Here is an 18,214-nt window from a genome sequence, read left to right as displayed (position 1 = left end):
CATGCTTAGAAAGAATTTCTTTCTTTTCAGTATATGCCTTTTAACAGGCGTTTATGGCTTTTCACAGGAACGAAAGGATACGCTTCCCCATTTACCGATTGAATCCGGACAATTCGTTAAGAATCAGAATCAACGGTTTGGTTTTTTTGAACGGGTGAAGGAGAACAATAAAAATGGATATGAAGCAGAAGTATTCAAATCTGTAGGAAAAGCACAAACGGATGTGGTGGATTTTAAGATTAATCGTCTTAAATTCCCATCTGTTGATTCGATTGAGTTTTACATACGCACGGAACGTATTGCAAGTACACGGGTCAATGAGATCAAACAACGGATCTTTTTACCGGCTTCGAATAAAGATTACGACCTGGTTGCGAAGTTCCAGGGAGGGGTCATTTCAACCCTACATGTTTCCGTATTGCCGGTTGTTATTCAAAAGGTACGGATTGTTCCCTTAATGAAAGCCAAAATCAACGCAGACAGCCTTGAAAAGGAATTGAATGTGCTCTTTGCTCCGGCAAACGTCCGCTTCGAAGTAACGGTAGACCCCGTGTTCGAAAGCGATGCGTTTGAAATGGGAGAATCTTTTGAAAATCCGGGTCCGGACCGTTTGAAATACACCAATCAGATGCGCCATGTTCGGGATGTCTATCAGAATAGTTATAAAGATAAAACAATCAATACGCTTCTTTTTTTTGTTATTCCCCGGTTTGTAAATCCTGCTTTGAAAGGATACATTGTGAAAAACAAGTCGTTGGGCTTTTTGATGAAAAACAATTCAAGGGAATTGGCGCACACTATGGCAATGGAGTACTTGGAAGGATTTGCCAATATAGAGTCGGAACAGGAAAATCCGGAAGTTTGGGGCCTGGATAACGAAATGTGGATCCGGGTCAATAAAAATCCGAGCATTTATTCCATTATCGATGATTATGAAGAAGTGGTTACGAACAACGGACTGATTGCCTATTATTTCTTTGAACAAAATAAAGACGGAAGCATTGTTTTGAAAAATAAGAGTTTCCTGGCTTCGGTTATTCGTCCGATGAAGAAAAATACGTATTCGTATCACCTTCAGATTGATAATATTTTGTACAAAACCCTGTTCCGCATCAAATCAAAACCCTTTAACATCCTGCATCTGCTAAGCGTATTGTTGTCTGTTGGAGGATTTGTTTATGGGTTCCGGAAATTACGCGGATGGCTGAAAATGCGCATGAAAAAGCCACGCCTGGTTTCCTTCTTTTCACGGTTCATTCAATGGACAGGTATACTCGTACTTTCATTTGTTTTAATGAAAGCTGTTGATTTGGGATATTCCTGGTTTGAAGTAACAGATGGAGTGATCAAATCGTATTCGGGATTGAATGAGAAGAAAGTTCTGGACCTGCTGTTTGATAACAGGCATCCCCATAAACTGGAGGAAAAACGTGTCGGATCTGAATTGATTGTCAAACGGAATAAGCAGTATTTTCTTTACGAACGAAAGAAAGTACTTTATTTTAAAATGAATGTTTCCAAACAGCAGGTTCCGGTAAAGTTGCGGCTGATCGCCAATTCGGATTCCCTGAAAACCGATCTGCTGGAAGAAGCGATCGATGCAAAAAGCCATTATATCGTGGTCAAAATCTATTCGGCTAAAGGAAAATGGCTTCGGGACCAGGTCTATAATCATTTGGGGGTGGATTTGACTTCCAAATTAAAATTAGAGGATCCTCCCAAACGGATATTGGTTTTTGTGAACGGATATCGTCCTACTTCCCTGGGAAGTACGTTTGAAGAGAATTTTGAAGATATCCGGAGCAATGGATTGGAATTCCCGAATTCACTCAATCGGTTGTTTACGGAAGACCGCTACAATTATTGGCATCCCTGGAAACAAATCGATGATACTTTCCGGTTGAGAATTAATCCGACAGAGTATTATTATGCAGACGGACATCATTCCGTTTCAACCTCCAATCACAGGAGCTTGCTGAACTTCAGTACAAACTCGGGTATTTACCCGAAAAGATGCCGGAATCCGAAAATGCATACTTGTTATACGACCAGTACGGTGGGTTCCAAACTCTTCGGCTCCCGGAAGGCGAAGACACTCAGTCTGCTGGCAACTAAGCCCAATAAACGAGGTTTTGCGGTTCGCGTAAACGGAGGAAGAATTGCGGGCCGAAATTTGTTCCAAATGCTCAATGAATTACCGAATTCTTCCAAAAATGACACCCTTTATTTGGTTGTACACAGCATGGGATTCGCCTATGCTCAAGGAATGATCGAACAATTGAGAGGCAAAATAAATTTTGGAGCTTATTACATTCTGGCACCTGAAAATGCATCAACCGGAACTGTAAACCGGAAAGAATGGAAGCACGTCTGGCAATACGGCAGTAACTTGCATACAGTGAACCAGGATGCACCCTGTCTGCAGGATGGTGTTGCGCCACAGGCTTCTGTGAAAGGATTGTCGGAAAAACAGCGAATTTATATTCCCAAAAACCTCTACAATCACAAGGGGTATTTTGATTCCCACTTTGTGGGCTGGTACGATTGGGTACTTGCAATTCCTTCGGGTAAAAAAGGGCATGTAGAACAACATTAACCGATTCCCGTTTTTACCATCATACTTCAAATTTCGACTGTCTGATTCACAGGGATCGGGTAGATGATTTACCTTTTTTACGGTATTGTAGATTCCTTCTCAAGAGGGCAATTTTGCTATTTAGAATTATTCTACATAAGATGAACCTGCATTTAGATAGTCGAAATCAATTGATAAGCCTGGGATTCAAAGAGTTGGTACAATCAATTCTTGGAGAGGTCACAATTGAGTGGCATGCGGGAAATCCAAAAGTGCAACATACATCTTCCGGTCAGAAGCAGGTAGTCGTTTACAACTTTGCAGGGAATTACCAGGAAATTGAGAATAATCTGAAAGAAACTCCGGAAGATGCCAATTGTGTTAAGGTGATACTGATTCAAAACAGAGATGTATCCGACCTTCCTAAATTGGTTTCGTTCGGTGTCTCCGGATTCATTGATGTAAATTGTACCCGGGATGAATTAAAAGAAGCCTTTCGAAAAGTGTTACACAACCAGAACTACTATTGTGAATTGGTTTGGAATAAGATCCTGAGCCACGATGATGAAAGTACCCTGTCTGCCCCGTTCAGCTTAACCAAACGCGAAATTGAAATCATAGAATCCCTGTTAAATGGTAAATCAACAATAGAAATAAGCAGGGAACTGGGATTAAGTCCGCATACCGTTCAAACACACCGCAAAAATTGTTTCAAAAAATTAAAAGTGAAATCCTTATCCGAGCTTTTATTGTTTGAAATGGAAAACCAGGTGTTCAAGAAATAAACCTACCCTGTCAAAGGTATCTTTTTCCGCTTGTTTTAGCGATTGCATCCACTCCGTTTCGAACCTAATTTTGCCGTGTTATTTAGATTGAGTTTAAATTAAAATAATCCGCTAGAACGGATACCCAATAAATAAAAACACATCACATGAAAAAAGGATTACTTCTATCATTCTTAACATTGGCTGGATTTTCAAATGCGCAGCTGGTAAGCGACTCAGTAACGATGGGCGCAGGATATGCAAACAACATTTGGTACAGCTTGCAAAACGATGAGCAAGGTACCGCTCAGGCCGCAAATAACTGGGATTTGGGTTTTGCGACAACAATTAACCCTTCCAATCCGCTGGCAGCATCGATTATTTTTAATAACAAGATCGGATCTGTCTATGCGGTTCCGGGTACGGACGGAACAGATTTGGCTACTGCTGATACTACGGGTATGACCTCATGGACTCCGCTTTACAACTCGGAAGCAACATGGAGTGAAGGAGCTTTGAATACTGCCAGTGCCGGCGGTACGGATTACGGTTGGGGAAATTACGATGCGGTAAACCACACAGGAATTGTTGCGAATCGCGTTTTTGCCATTAAATACTCAAACGGTTCTGTCAAATTGTTTACTGTTTCCCTGTCATTTATGTCTTCCGAATACACGGTGGACTACTCGAATGCAGACCACAGTGGGATAGGAACTGCAACTGTCGGGATCACAGCTTATGCGACAAAAAACTTTGTTTATTTGACTTTGGGCGGAACCGTAATTGACAGAGAACCCGTTTCGACGAGCTGGGATTTAGTGTTTACCCAATACGCTGCAAATAACGGCGCTCCTTATCCTTACAACATGGTAACAGGGATATTACACAATGTTGGAGTGCAAGTGGCTGAAGTTCACCCGGTAGATGATCCTGTTACGGATATGACATATACTTCGGTGACCTATTCTGAAGACATCAACACGATCGGGTACGATTGGAAAACATACGCAGGGACTTATACCATTGAAGATTCCCTGGTTTACTTCGTGAAAGATGCAGATGGGGATTACTGGAGATTGATCATGACCGGTTTCTCAGGAAGCAGTTTAGGCAAAACCCTGTTCAAAAAAGAAAAAGTAGCTACGCTGAATGTCGCTGAAAAGAACCAGTTGATTATGGGGATTTTCCCGAACCCGGCTGCAGATATAGTTACAGTAATGGTTGATTCCAAATCAAATGCAACGGTCAAAGTAATGAATATGACCGGTCAGGTGGTATTTGAAAACGCTGCCGGATCCGGCACGTTGGAAGTAATGACCCTTTCTACGGCAACTTTCACAAACGGGGTTTACCTGTTTGAAGTTTCGAACGGAACAGCGACAACAACGCAACGTTTGGTTGTACAACATTAATCTTTGATTGAATAGAAAATGAAAAAAATCAGTTTTTTATTTCTGACTCTTTTAGCACTGACAGCTGCTTGCAATTCGGGTGAAAAGCCGGTAGAAAAAAGAGAGGGAAAAACAGCAGAAAGACGAATCATTTCTTTAAGCGGTTCGGTTACAGAAATCATCTATGCGGTAGGTTCAGAAAAGGAACTCGTTGGGATTGATGTAACGAGTACATATCCTGCGGTCGCTGAAAAGCTCCCGAATTTAGGCCATGTACGCAAATTGGCCATTGAAAGTTTATTGGCATTAAATCCTTCCCATGTAGTGATGCTGGAGGATGAGGTGTCTCCGGACTTGAAATCAAAATTAAAACAGGCTAAGATCGAATTGATCACTTTTAAACACCCGAACAGCGTAGAGGGTGCAAAATACCTGGTAAAAGAAGTGGCTGCCTGGTTAGGAAAAGCAGATGAATCAGCACCCATTGTTACTCAAATCAATTCGGATGTACGGAAAATTTCAAAACCGGACAAAAAGCCTAAAGTATTGTTCGTGTACGCAAGAGGAGCAGGAACATTAATGGTTGCCGGGGAAAATACACCGCTTGAAAAAATGATCGTTTTGGCAGGAGGGGAAAATGCCGGTAAGGGATTCACGGATTTCAAACCGCTTACAAGTGAATCAGTCATTGCCGCCAATCCGGATGTGATTTTGATGTTTACCTCAGGAGCTCAAAGTTTGGGGCCTGATGGAATCTTCCATGTTCCCGGAGTTGCGGCAACAAACGCAGGTAAGAATAAAGCGCTGATCCAAATGGATGGACAGTTATTGAGTGGGTTCGGTCCCCGTGTGGCTGAAGCACTAATGGAGTTAAATAAAGAATTCAAAAAGATTAAATAGTTCAAGTGTTCAATTGGTTTTGAACCTCATTGAACCTTTTCAACTCATTGAACATTGAGAAGTATGTCAAGACAAAGGATAATCGGTTTTTCATTACTTATTTTACTGGTCGTTTGCTTTATTGTGAACCTCTCAGTAGGGAATGTTCGTATCCCGGTTTCTCATGTCTTTGGCAGTTTAATTGAGAAGCTCGGATGCACTACCGGTCTGGAAATAACGGATATCGAATACCAGGTTGTTTACAATATCCGGTTCCCAAGGGCAGTTTATTCGTGTTTGATTGGGGCAGGATTGGCGGTTTCAGGTGCAGCATTACAAGGAATTTTTAGAAACCCTTTAGTGGATTCCGCTTTAATAGGAATTTCAACGGGCGCCTCATTGTTTGCTTCACTATTCATTTTGTTCAACGGATTGGTTCCCTGGTTGATTCTGTTCAGCGAGGGATTTTCCCTTTCCATTGTGGCATTCTTTGGGGCCTCCCTTGTGGCATTTATTGTTTATCGCTTGTCATTGAGTCAGGGTGAAATCAATTCATTGACCCTCATTTTGGCAGGAATCGCATTGAATGCATTAACAGCAGCTTTGACAGGTTTGTTGACATTTTTTGCAACGGATGATGAACTGCGCGATCTGACTTTCTGGACCCTGGGAAGTTTAGGGTCGGCCAACACGGATTCACTTGGGTTACTGGCTGTATTCACGCTTGTTCCCATGATCCTTATTTTCTTCCGGGCTAAGAGCTTAAATGTATTGGCTTTGGGAGAAAGTAATGCGCACTACATGGGATACAAAGTGAAAAATATCAAACTCCTGGTGATCGTTTGTTCGACCTGTATGGTGGGATCGGCAGTTTCAATGGCTGGTGTAATCGGATTTATCGGCTTGGTGGTACCACACATCATTCGCATTGTATCGGGGCCGAATCATCAGTTATTATTGCCTTTCAGTGCTTTTTTCGGTGCCATTTTACTTGCTGTTGCCGATATGATCTCCCGAACAATTCTCCCGCCAACAGAAGTACCTATCGGGATTATTACCGCTTTGATGGGAACACCGGTTTTCATCGCCATCATTTTTAAACACAAACGCAAATTTTCGGTTTGATCGAAGCAAAAAACATAGCATTTGGAGTAAAAGGGAAACAAATCCTGCATCCGGTTAATTTCACGACTGATCGGGAAGAATTTATCGTCATTCTCGGTCCGAACGGAGCAGGGAAGAGTACCCTGGTCAAATTGCTTTCGAACGGACTAAAACCAGGCTCGGGAAGTATTTCCTATTATGGAAAAGAGCTGAAGGAATGGGCACCCGGCGATTTGGCAAAATACCGTGCGTATATGCACCAGGAAAGCATGATCGCCTCCAGTTTTACGGTTCGTGAAGTCTTGGAAATGGCCCGTTACCGCTATCCGGAAATCAAAAGCCAGTTTAACAAAACGGTTATTGAGAAAATTGCAAATGAATTAAACCTCCTGGCACTTTTAGACGTGGAATTCAATTTCCTTTCGGGAGGGGAAAAGCAGCGGGTCCAGTTTGGAAGGGTTTTGCTCCAATTGGAAAGTGAAGGGGAAATTCAGCCAATCAAATATTTGTTCCTGGATGAACCCTTGAACAACCTGGATGTGCGCTACCAAATCGAATTACTGAAGCATGCACGCAAATTTGTGGATGATAAACATGGGAGCGTGATTGTAGTGATGCATGATATTAATTTATGTTACCAATATGCAGACCGCGTTCTGTTGATGCAAAAAGGAAAAGTCATCCGGGATGGTTCTGTCCATGAAGTTATGATCCCGGAATTATTAAGCCAGACATACCAAATCGAATTAGAACAAATCCAATCATTCGACGGAGAGGTTTTTTACAGACATCTGTCTTACACGTCGAATTTACTTGATAATACACTAATAAAATAAAGATGGAAACAACGTTGTCACTAAAAGAAGCTTTCACACATTTAAAGGAAAGCGAACCTAAATTGAGAATCAGAGAATACGCGAAGCGATTGAATGCTTCAGAAGCGGAATTGGTCGCATTGAGTGTTGGAACTGCTGCGGTTCGTTTACGCCCGGAATTTACAGCAATCTTGGGTGAGATCGAATCACTTGGTTTCGTAATGGCTTTAACCAGAAATGACGATGTGGTCCATGAGCGTAAAGGAGTTTACGAGAACTTCAGTACTACTCCGCATGCATCCCTTTTTGTTGGAAAAGATATCGATTTACGCATTTTCCCAAATTCCTGGGCATATGCATTTGCAGTAACGGAAGGAGAGGACAAACCACGTCACAGCTTGCAGTTCTTCACTAACGATGGTGTTGCAACACACAAGATTTACATGGAACCCAAAAGCAACATGGAAGCATATGAAGCTTTGGTTGCGAAATACAAAGACGAAAATCAGTCATCTGAATTGGAGATTGGAGCTTTATTGCCATTGGAATCTCCTGAATTACCGGATAGTGAAATTGACGTGAAAGCATTCCGTGAACAATGGATTAATCTGAAAGACACGCATGAATTCTTCGGTTTGTTGAGAAAACACAAATTGACAAGAACACAGGCTTTGCGTTTGGCCCCGGATGAGAATTATGCGAAAAAAACCGATAACAAAGCATTGCGAAGAGCGTTGGAAGCGGCTGCTAAGGATCAGGTTTCGATCATGGTGTTTGTTGGAAATGCAGGTATGATCCAAATTCATACAGGTGAAGTGAAAAACATCGTGGAACACGGTCCGTGGATCAATGTGCTGGATCCGATGTTCAATCTGCATGCAAAAGAGGATGCGATTACGGAATCCTGGATTGTACGCAAACCAACAGAAGACGGAATGGTGACTTCACTGGAGTTGTTCAATACGAAGAAAGAACTGGTATGTACCCTTTTCGGGGCACGTAAGCCCGGAGTTCCTGAATTGGAATCGTGGAGAAAATTGATCGCAGCTTTGTAAATCATGAACCGGAAAACATATGTACTACTTTTGATGAGCGTCCTGAGTGGTGTGGCTGCCGCTCAGGATACCTTGTATATTAAGGATGAGGCGGGAACAGCTGTGTCTTTTGCACAAGTCGCGATCCAGGATGTGGATGCGAAGAAAATAAAGTTTGTCCAAACCAATGAACAAGGAATGTTACTCGTTCCGCATGGACTTTTTTCTGCTGGGAAATTGATCATAAAAGTCAGCACAGACGGTTTTCATCAGCAAATAGATACCATTTCAAAAGGAAGGCACCTCGTGTACTTAAAAACAAACACCAGGGATATCGGTGAAGTAGTGATTACCGGTCAATTGGGCGCAGGATCAGTGTCAGGGTCCACAAACAAAGTAAAACTGATTGATCGTGCTACTATTGAAGCAAAAGGAGCCGTTAATTTACGCGACTTGTTGCAAAATGAACTCAATATCCGCATCAGCCAAGACCAAATTCTTGGAAGCGGGATGTCCCTGCTTGGAATCGGCGGAGAAGGTGTAAAAATATTGATAGACGGAGTTCCGGTTATCGGCCGTCAAAACGGAAACATTGACCTGAGCCAGATCAATTTGGGAAATATTGAACGAGTGGAAATTGTTGAGGGACCGCTTAGTACCAACTACGGAAGCAACGCCATGGCCGGTACCATTAATTTGATTACAAAAAAGCCGAAGAATAAAGGCTACGACATAAACCTGGGAGCTTTTTACGAAACGGTTGGAAACTACAACCTGAACCTGGGAGTGACTTCGCGGATTAAAAACCATTCGATTTCGGCCTATGGTGCACGTAACTTTTTTGACGGCTGGACTCCCGGAGACAAATGGATCGAATTTCCGAAAAAAGAACTGGCAGATTCCGGGCGTTTCCAGCAATGGAAAATGAAAGAACAGTATTTGGGAGGATTAAAATACGGATACAAATTCAAAAAAGCGGAACTCATCCCGTCATTGGATTTGTTCCGCGAGAAAATCGTGAACCGCGGTTACCCGAGAGCACCTTATCAGATTTCTGCTTTTGATGACGAATATGTTACCCATCGTCAGAATGCAGGGTTGGAAGTGATCAGCTGGTTGAAAAAAGACTTGAAACTGGACATTCAATTGAATTATTCCAATTACAAACGTATCAAGAATTCTTACTTATCGGATCTAACTACACTTGACCGGAAATTGTTGGCGAATACGGAACAGGATACTTCGCGCTTCGTTTTATATTTTAACCGTGTTACGCTTACACGCAATAATTTTGACCGTAAATTCAATTACGAAGTCGGGTATGATATCAATTACGAAACCGGTTTTGGGAATCGCATTGAAAATAAACGAAAAGAAATAGGGGATTATGCCCTGTTCGGAACCTTTAATTGGTCACCCTGGAATTGGCTAAACCTCAAACCCGGATTGCGTATTACGTACAATTCCTTATACAAGGAAGCATTTGTGCCGGCTTTGAATGTAAAAATCGGGAAGAAGAAACACCTTTTACGCGGAAGTATCGCTTCCGGATTCCGTTCGCCTTCTATTAAAGAGTTATACATGGAATTTGTAGATATCAATCACAATATTCATGGGAATCCGGATCTGAAACCGGAAATCTCAAATCACGTTCAGGGCTGGTATAACTTCAACTGGGAACCAAAGAAATTCCAGTCCGGATTTGAATTGTCGGGGTATTACCAGGACATTCACAATCGCATCAGTTTGTCACAATCTGCCGATGGAGTGAACTACAGTTATTTCAACATCGATCGGTTCCATGCACGCGGAATTCAGTCATCTGTGAAAATAGGGCAAAAGCAATGGAGCGTGAGTGCAGGGTTCAATTACATCGGCACAGCTTCCAATTATTCGAACAACCGGTATGCTTATTCTCCGGAATTGGTTTCAACCGTATCGTACCAACTAAAGAACGGAACAACCAAATTCAGCGCGTTTTACAAGTACACCGGTAAAGTGGTGGCTTACTTTGTCAATGAAGACGCTTTCATCACGCAATCTTTCATTTCCGATTACAGCTTGTTGGATTTGCAGGTGCAGCACTGGTTCCTGAAGAAAACGCTGAGTGTTTCTTTGGGAGGCAAAAACCTGTTGGATGTAACCAATATTAACTCAGGAAGCGGTACATCCGGTGGCGCACACGGTTCAAATGCAGGAACCGCTCCGATCGCCTGGGGAAGAAGTTTCTATTTGAATATGACATACCTGATCAAATCAAAACAATGAAAAAAGCGCTTTTAATCGCATTGATCCCACTTTTAAGCGGATGTTTTAAAAAGGAAATCCCGGTGGATAAACCTGTTTACGGAGCTACATCCAGCCAGGTTGAATTGGGAGGGAATTATGCCAACCAGATTTATTATGACCTGGAAACGAGTTCCATTATCCGGCAAAATAACCGGGAGGTTTGGGACCTGGCTTTTGAAGCAGGAGAGAATGGTTTTCACATTTTACTGAACGAATCACGGATCATGGCAGCGGCACTTTCCAACGAAACAGATATCACAGCTTTAACGTCTGATGCCGGTTTGACTTATCACTGGGATTTTCATACCGGAAACCTGGATTCCACAGCAATCGGTGATTGGCAGAGTTTGGGAAAAGTGTATGCAATTGATTTGGGAACAGCACTTACCGGCGGAAGTTTGGGTAAGAAAAAACTGAAAGTTGTTTCGGTCACTTCTGCTGAATATCAAATCCAATTTGCAGATTTGAACAGTTCAGTCATTCAAACTTTTACCATTCCGAAATCGACCATCGCCGGATTCACCTATTTTTCCATGACCGGAAGTGGTTCTTTGGTGGATATCGAACCCAATAAGGAAACGTGGGACCTGATTTTCACAGCTTATTGTCATGTGTTTGACAGTCATACTCCGTATTCAGTGGTTGGGGTTTTATCCAATCGCTACGGAGTGAAGGTACAGGAAGTAACGATCCCGTTTGCAGATCTGAAACATTCCGATATTGCAGAATCCGCTTTTGAAGATCGCATCAACGTAATCGGTTACGACTGGAAAACCTACGATTTTGATAACGGGATTTATGTCGTAAACAGCAACCGAACCTTTATCGTGAAAACTGTTTCAGGCCGTTATTATAAAATGCGTTTCGTGGATTATTACGATGCAAATGGAATAAAAGGCGCCCCGAAATTCGAATTGCAGGAATTGATCCCTTGATTTTTTTAGCTCCGGTTAGTCACCTGTCTATATTTACGTTCACATATTTGAAAGGTGACTGACCGAACAGTAGGTGTGCGATTAATCGCACGCCTACTGTTTTATATCCCGTTTTCGCCAGAAAAAATTACCTTTGCCGCAAATAAATTTACAATGGCTCAAAAACCGGCAATTCCAAAAGGAACAAGAGATTTTCTACCCGATGAGGTGGCGCGCCGTACGTATATTTTCGATACGATCAAGTCTGTATTCAAGAATTACGGATTTGCACCGATCGAAACACCTTCTTTTGAATTGTCCACCACCTTATTGGGGAAATATGGCGAAGAAGGAGATCGTTTGATATTCCGCATTTTGAATTCGGGAGAAAAGATGAAAAAGGCAGATTTAGAAGCCTTACAATCTGAAAATTTGGCCCGTTTTGCAAATTCATTGGCTGAAAAAGCCTTGCGCTACGATTTGACCGTTCCTTTTGCGCGTTTTGTGGTACAGCACCAGAATGAGTTGTCTTTTCCTTTTAAACGATACCAGATCCAACCGGTTTGGAGAGCAGATCGTCCGCAACACGGCCGTTACCAGGAATTTTACCAGTGCGATGCCGATGTAGTTGGTTCGGATTCTTTGTTGTACGAAGTGGATTTCGTGCAGATCTTCGACCAGGTGTTGACCAAGCTTCAAATTCCCGGATTTACCATTCTAATCAACAACCGCAAGATCCTTTCGGGGATTGCAGAAGTTTCGGGAGAAAGTGAAAAATTGATCGATATAACGATAGCAATCGATAAGCTGGACAAGATTGGGGAAGAAGGGGTGGTGAAGGAATTGAAGGAAAAAGGAGTTTCCGACAAAGCCATTGAAATTATTTCGCCTTTGTTTAAAATTTCGGGAAGTAACGAGGCCCGTTTGGACCAAATGAAATCCTTTTTGAAAGACTCGGAAATCGGGTTGAAAGGAATCGAAGAACTGGAATTTGTCTTGAACCAAACGAAAGAATTGGGTCTGGAGCGTGCAGAAGTAGTATTCGACGTGACCCTGGCGCGCGGATTGAACTATTATACCGGAGCCATTTTCGAAGTGAAGGTAAACGACGTAAAAATGGGGTCGATCTGCGGTGGCGGACGTTACGATGACCTGACCGGTTTATTCGGGCTTTCCGGACTTTCGGGAGTGGGAATCTCTTTCGGGGCAGACCGCATTTACGATGTATTGAACGAATTGAACTTATACCCGGAAGATACGAATGCCGGTTTGACCCTGTTGTTTGCCAATTTTGGAGACAAAGAAGCTGCATACTGCATGAAACTGACGAAGAAACTGCGACAGAATGGGGTAGATTGTGAAGTATATCCGAGTGCAGCCAAGATGCAGAAGCAATTCAAATATGCAGATAACCGCAAAGTGAAATTTGTGGCGCTGATCGGTGAAGACGAGCTGAACAAAGGCCAGCTGCAGATCAAGAACATGGAATCGGGAGAACAGCAGGCAATGACGGAAACAGAATTGCTTCACTATTTTAAAGCTTAAACGAAAATGGACCATTTTATCATAGATAATCAATGGGTTTCTTTGGAGAAACTCGATGAAATACTAGCATCAAACGCAAAAATTTCCATTAGTGAAGATGCGAAAGCCGGAATTATAAAATGTCGTACTTACCTGGATGAAAAGGTGGCCAAAAGCGATCGGTTGATCTATGGCGTAAACACCGGTTTCGGAAGTTTGTGTGACACGGCAATTTCCACTGAAGATCTGGAACAGTTGCAACGGAATTTGGTGCTTTCACACGCTTGCGGAATGGGCGAGCGTGTTCCGGAAGAAATTGTCAGAAGATTACTGATTCTGAAAGTGATGGGGCTTTCTCACGGAGCTTCGGGAGTGCAATTGGAAACAGTAGAGCGTTTGGTTTTCTTTTACAACAATCACATTCATCCGGTTGTTTTCCAGCAGGGGAGTTTAGGAGCATCCGGAGATTTGGCTCCTTTAGCACATTTGGTGTTGCCGCTTTTGGGGGAAGGAACCGTATTATTCGAAGGAAAAGAATACTCCTCGCAAGAAATCAATGAACGTTTCGGTCTACAGCCGATTGTTTTGAGATCGAAAGAAGGATTGGCTTTGTTGAACGGAACACAGTTCATGTCGGGATATGCTTCTTACGCCATTTCCCACGCACGTAAATTATGGAAGCAGTTCAACGAGATTGCAGCTATTTCATTGGATGGATACGATGGGCGCAGAGAACCTTTCGGAGTACAGGTGAATGAAATCCGCAACCAGGTCGGGCAAATCAAAACGGCTGAAATTTTCAGAAACTTACTGGCTGACAGTGAATTGGCAAATCGCGAAAAAGCACACGTTCAGGATCCGTATTCGTTCCGTTGCATTCCACAGGTACATGGAGCTTCTTACGATACGATTGAACACTGTGCAACGATCATAGAACGTGAGATTAATGCCGTTACAGATAATCCAACTGTTTTCCCGGATGACGATATTGTGGTTTCAGCGGGAAATTTCCACGGACAGCCGCTTGCCTTGGCAATGGACTTCCTGGCAATTGCTTTGGCAGAAATGGGAAGTATCAGCGAACGCAGAATTTACAAATCGATTTCCGGCACACGCAATTTACCAGCATTTTTGGTTGCAAAACCAGGATTGAATTCCGGGTTCATGATCACGCAGTATACCTGTGCATCCATTGTAAGCCAGAACAAGCAGTTGTGCACCCCGGCCAGCGTCGATACCATTGATTCCAGTAACGGACAGGAAGATCATGTTTCTATGGGCGCCAATGCGGCTACGAAATTGTTCCGTGTGATCGACAATTGCTATTCGATCCAGGGAATAGAGCTTTTGCATGCCTGTCAGTCATTGGAATTCCGAAGACCGGCAACTTCCGGTAAACGGCAGGAAGAGATATTTGCTAACTTTAGAGGAAAAGTTCCTTTTGTAAAAGAGGACGGATATATGCATCCATTGATGCAAACGAGTAAAGAATTTGTAAAAAACGGAATATGAGTGAAGGATATACAGATATGGAGCAACAAGAAGAACAAAGACGCAAAAGACCGGTTTTATTAACGGTATTGTGCATTTTAAGTTTCGTTGTAGTTGGTTTTGGATTACTGGGCGCTTTGTTTTCTCTCATAAGTGGACAACCTACACCGGATGAAATTGATGCAGCTTATAACCAAATTGTCCAAATGGCAAGTGAAATGCGGGACAAGCAGTTAACAACCATTGCGGACATGTTGGAGCAGGGGGCAGAGCTAACAGTATATCAGCAACATCGGTATTGGTCGGTTTTAGGAATTAATACCCTGACAATGCTTACCGGTTTTGCAGGAGTTTTGTTGATGTTCAGGGGGAAGAAATTGGGTTTCCATTTGTACATCATTTATAACTTGTTGAGTGTGGGGGGGACTTTTCTGATCGTTCCGTCTCACATGGTTCCAATGGCTTCCGTGATTATGAACCTGATCATTTCAGGGTTGTTTATTTTCCTCTACAGCTTGAATTTGAAGTGGATGAATAAGTAATTGAAAATGGAGAATTGAAAAGAATTTAAAACAAGAAATTTGATTGAAAGATTTCGAAAGTTATATAAGTAATTAGCTTCTTTAGGAACGTTTGCCTCAGCCATAGTGGCAATAATTACACTGCTTGCTTTAAAGAGACAAACAAATAGTTCTTATATGCCCGATATTTTTTTGTCATTTTACACATCTAATAAGATCAAAGTCTGTGGATGGAATAAATATTTCGAATCTGGATGGTGATAATGATCTAAGTTTAAATGAAATTTTAACTATTGACTTTTTTCCGAGGTTTAATCTTGTGCATTGAATCAAATGAGGTAAAAAGCTTTTCAATTTTCCATTTTAATTTTTCAATTATTTGATAATTAAGTCATTTATAATTGATCATTATCTTAAAATTGGCTACCGTTCATTCTCATTTGAATGACTTTAAATTCTCCTGATAGACATTTAACTAAACAATTGAACATTTAACAAAACGTATAATTACTTCGTCTACATTTGTTTCATGTGATTTTAAAAATGCGAATGGGCCCTCGGATTTGAAAGATTCACATCATAAGTAAATGATGTCCAATCTATTAAGCTATTAAACATGCGCAAAAATTTACCTTTAAGTGTTCTTGTTTTCACCGGATTTCTTGCGACGGGAAATGCAATTGCACAGGAAACACACTTCAGTTGCGGAATTGACAAACAGCGTCAAAAACTGATTGCCGAAAACCCGCAAATCAAAGAAGATTATGAAAAACTGCTCCATCGCTGCACAGAAAACCGTGTTTCTCATGGAAAATCCGAAACTGTTCGTGTCATTCCCATCGTATTCCACGTTATTCATGAATATGGGGCAGAAAACATTTCCGATCAACAGATCCGGGATGCCGTTCGGGTTTTAAATGAAGATTTCGGGAAACAGAACCAGGATACGATTAATGTTGTTTCACCTTTCGATACCATTATCGGGAATACGCACCTGGAATTCCGTTTGGCTACCCTGGATCCATACGGGAATTGTACAAATGGCATTGAGCACATTTACAATCATCAAACAGTTCAGGCAGATGCCTATTCAAAACTGAACCAGTGGGACCGGGATAAATACCTGAATGTTTGGGTTATCGGAACAATGGGGGATCCGGATGTTGCTGGATTTGCCCATTATCCTACAGATGTTACCGGAGCCGGATTCTGGCGGGATGGGGTGGTTATTCTTCACAATTATACCGGAAGTATCGGGACAAGTGCTATTGGCCGTTCCAGGGTATTGACTCATGAGATCGGTCATTATTTGGGCCTGGCACATACCTGGGGAAGTGATAACGATCCGGGAATTGCCAGCAGCTGTAACCAGGATGACGGAATCGGGGATACTCCAAACTGTATCGGGTTAGAATCCTGTGATCTGAATGCGAATACGTGTGTTGAATCGACCATGCCGGGGAATTACTGGCCTGTAGACGTTAATGATAATACACAGAACTACATGGATTATTCGTATTGCAATGCGATGTTCACCAATGGCCAGGCAAACTTTATGAATAATGTGCTCGATCAGCCAACGAGCAGCAGGAATAATTTGTATACCGGAGAAAACCTGATGGCAACAGGAACGTCTACCTTAACTCCTGTGATTTGTATCCCGGTGGCTGATTTCTTTGTGGATGTCAATGGTGCAAGTGGAAACCTGGCACAAAATGCGAATGCCATGACAGCTTGTGTCAATGATCCGATTGCTTTCAAAGATGCTTCCTGGAAGGCATTGGTAACTTCCTGGTCGTGGAGTTTCCCTGGAGGAAGTCCCGCCACTTCTACTGCTCAGAATCCAACGGTAACTTACGCCTCACCGGGATGGTATTCCATTACTTTAACGGTTTCCAATACAGCCGGATCAGATACAAAGACGATCAATCACATGATTTATGTTCAGGGAGACTGGGCCGAATATACCGGACCGAGAATGGAAGATTTCAACCAGAACGGAAACTTCTGGATCACACATAATCCGGAGAATAATTACGCGTCATTTAACCGGGTTGCGACCGGCGGAAGAGGAAATTCAGGCTGTTTCAAATTAAACAATTTTAAAGACGTTTCGGGAGCTCAATTATTTACGGAAGATTGGTATTACAACGATCGTTTGGGAAATTCCAAGGATTACCTGATCTCGCCGGCAATTGATTTAAGAAACACCTCAAATATCACGATCTCATTCGATTACGCTTACGGGACAAAAGCCGTAGCTGCTGCAGATATTACGGAGAAATTAATCGTTTATTCCTCCAGGGATTGCGGTAAAACATGGATTCAAAAGGAAATGCTTACCGGAACAGATTTATTAACAGCCGGTTATGTAGGCAACACGGATTTTGTGCCGGATAACGACTTGGATTGGAAAACAGCCAGTTTCACGTATACCCCAACTGCAGCTGATAACAAAACCAAATTCAAGTTTGAGTTTATAGCGTCCGATTTTTCTTCCAATTTCTATTTCGACAATTTCAACATTACCGGAACGCTTGGCATTGAGGACAAGGGATTGGTGCCTGCTGTTTCTCTTGCTCCGAATCCGGTTGCAAGTGGTTCTGACCTCGTGGTTGAGCTTGCCGATTCGGGGACCGGAATGAAGTTGATTGTGATGGACTTGAAAGGTGCAATCATTTCAACAACGGATGTTCCTGCATCTTCGGGAGTTCAAACTGTAAGTATTCCAATGAATGTGGCCAAAGGATGTTATATTCTGAATGCTGTTCAGGGATCTGCGAAATCGACGCACCGGGTAATTGTTCAGTAGTCAGCAATGATGAATTATCAAGGGTATGTCCGGTTGGATTGCCCTTGATAATTAAAACATTAATAATTGATAATTTCTGAAATTCTTTTTTTTAACGGAGG

Annotated in this window: 13 protein-coding genes; all 13 read left to right on the top strand. The window is 42.3% G+C overall.

What is annotated here, in order from left to right; translation table 11 throughout:
- The first annotated feature begins 1 nt into the window (after position 1).
- The 13 genes from FO442_RS12090 (at position 2) to FO442_RS12030 (ending at position 18,113) form a co-directional block, all read left to right on the top strand.
- Positions 2 to 2,596 carry a hypothetical protein gene (locus FO442_RS12090; RefSeq protein ID WP_144333453.1) on the top strand — a complete coding sequence of 865 codons (2,595 nt, stop codon included), beginning with the start codon at positions 2 to 4 and terminating at the stop codon, positions 2,594 to 2,596.
- 140 nt (positions 2,597 to 2,736) lie between these two features.
- Complete coding sequence (locus FO442_RS12085; RefSeq protein WP_144333452.1) at positions 2,737 to 3,360, top strand: helix-turn-helix transcriptional regulator; 624 nt, start codon at positions 2,737 to 2,739, stop codon at positions 3,358 to 3,360.
- 146 nt (positions 3,361 to 3,506) lie between these two features.
- Positions 3,507 to 4,751 (top strand): T9SS type A sorting domain-containing protein, encoded by a 1,245-nt coding sequence (locus tag FO442_RS12080; RefSeq protein ID WP_144333451.1) that lies wholly within the window; start codon positions 3,507 to 3,509, stop codon positions 4,749 to 4,751.
- A gap of 18 nt (positions 4,752 to 4,769) precedes the next feature.
- Entirely contained in the window at positions 4,770 to 5,630 is an 861-nt protein-coding gene (locus FO442_RS12075; RefSeq protein ID WP_144333450.1) for a heme/hemin ABC transporter substrate-binding protein, read from the top strand.
- Between the two features lie 63 nt (positions 5,631 to 5,693).
- Positions 5,694 to 6,734: a FecCD family ABC transporter permease gene (locus FO442_RS12070; protein ID WP_144333449.1), complete on the top strand. Its 1,041-nt coding sequence runs from the start codon at positions 5,694 to 5,696 to the stop codon at positions 6,732 to 6,734.
- The gene (locus tag FO442_RS12065; protein ID WP_186280092.1) at positions 6,731 to 7,549 is read left to right on the top strand and encodes an ATP-binding cassette domain-containing protein; all 819 of its coding nucleotides are present in this window, start codon (positions 6,731 to 6,733) and stop codon (positions 7,547 to 7,549) included. Before FO442_RS12070 ends, FO442_RS12065 begins: the two co-directional genes overlap by 4 nt.
- A 2-nt stretch (positions 7,550 to 7,551) precedes the next feature.
- Positions 7,552 to 8,583 (top strand): hemin-degrading factor, encoded by a 1,032-nt coding sequence (locus FO442_RS12060; RefSeq protein WP_144333447.1) that lies wholly within the window; start codon positions 7,552 to 7,554, stop codon positions 8,581 to 8,583.
- A gap of 3 nt (positions 8,584 to 8,586) precedes the next feature.
- A complete protein-coding gene (locus FO442_RS12055; protein WP_144333446.1) occupies positions 8,587 to 10,830 on the top strand; it encodes a TonB-dependent receptor plug domain-containing protein in 2,244 nt (747 codons plus the stop codon).
- On the top strand, positions 10,827 to 11,786 hold the full coding sequence (locus FO442_RS12050; RefSeq protein WP_144333445.1) for an HmuY family protein: 960 nt from the start codon (positions 10,827 to 10,829) through the stop codon (positions 11,784 to 11,786). The genes FO442_RS12055 and FO442_RS12050 overlap by 4 nt, the downstream gene beginning before the upstream one ends.
- 153 nt (positions 11,787 to 11,939) lie before the next feature.
- Positions 11,940 to 13,310: a histidine--tRNA ligase gene (gene hisS / locus FO442_RS12045; RefSeq protein ID WP_144333444.1), complete on the top strand. Its 1,371-nt coding sequence runs from the start codon at positions 11,940 to 11,942 to the stop codon at positions 13,308 to 13,310.
- Positions 13,311 to 13,316: 6 nt separating this feature from the next.
- Positions 13,317 to 14,801 carry a histidine ammonia-lyase gene (gene hutH / locus FO442_RS12040; protein ID WP_144333443.1) on the top strand — a complete coding sequence of 495 codons (1,485 nt, stop codon included), beginning with the start codon at positions 13,317 to 13,319 and terminating at the stop codon, positions 14,799 to 14,801.
- The gene (locus tag FO442_RS12035; RefSeq protein ID WP_144333442.1) at positions 14,798 to 15,322 is read left to right on the top strand and encodes a hypothetical protein; all 525 of its coding nucleotides are present in this window, start codon (positions 14,798 to 14,800) and stop codon (positions 15,320 to 15,322) included. The genes hutH and FO442_RS12035 overlap by 4 nt, the downstream gene beginning before the upstream one ends.
- A 595-nt stretch (positions 15,323 to 15,917) precedes the next feature.
- Positions 15,918 to 18,113, top strand: coding sequence for a M43 family zinc metalloprotease (locus tag FO442_RS12030; protein WP_144333441.1), 2,196 nt, complete (start codon positions 15,918 to 15,920; stop codon positions 18,111 to 18,113).
- The last annotated feature ends 101 nt before the right edge of the window (positions 18,114 to 18,214 follow it).

It is taken from the genome of Fluviicola chungangensis, assembly GCF_007558725.1.
Taxonomy (GTDB): Bacteria; Bacteroidota; Bacteroidia; order Flavobacteriales_D; family Crocinitomicaceae; genus Fluviicola; species Fluviicola chungangensis.
Note: the sequence above shows the minus strand (reverse complement) of the source record. Positions and strands in the feature narration are given on the sequence as shown.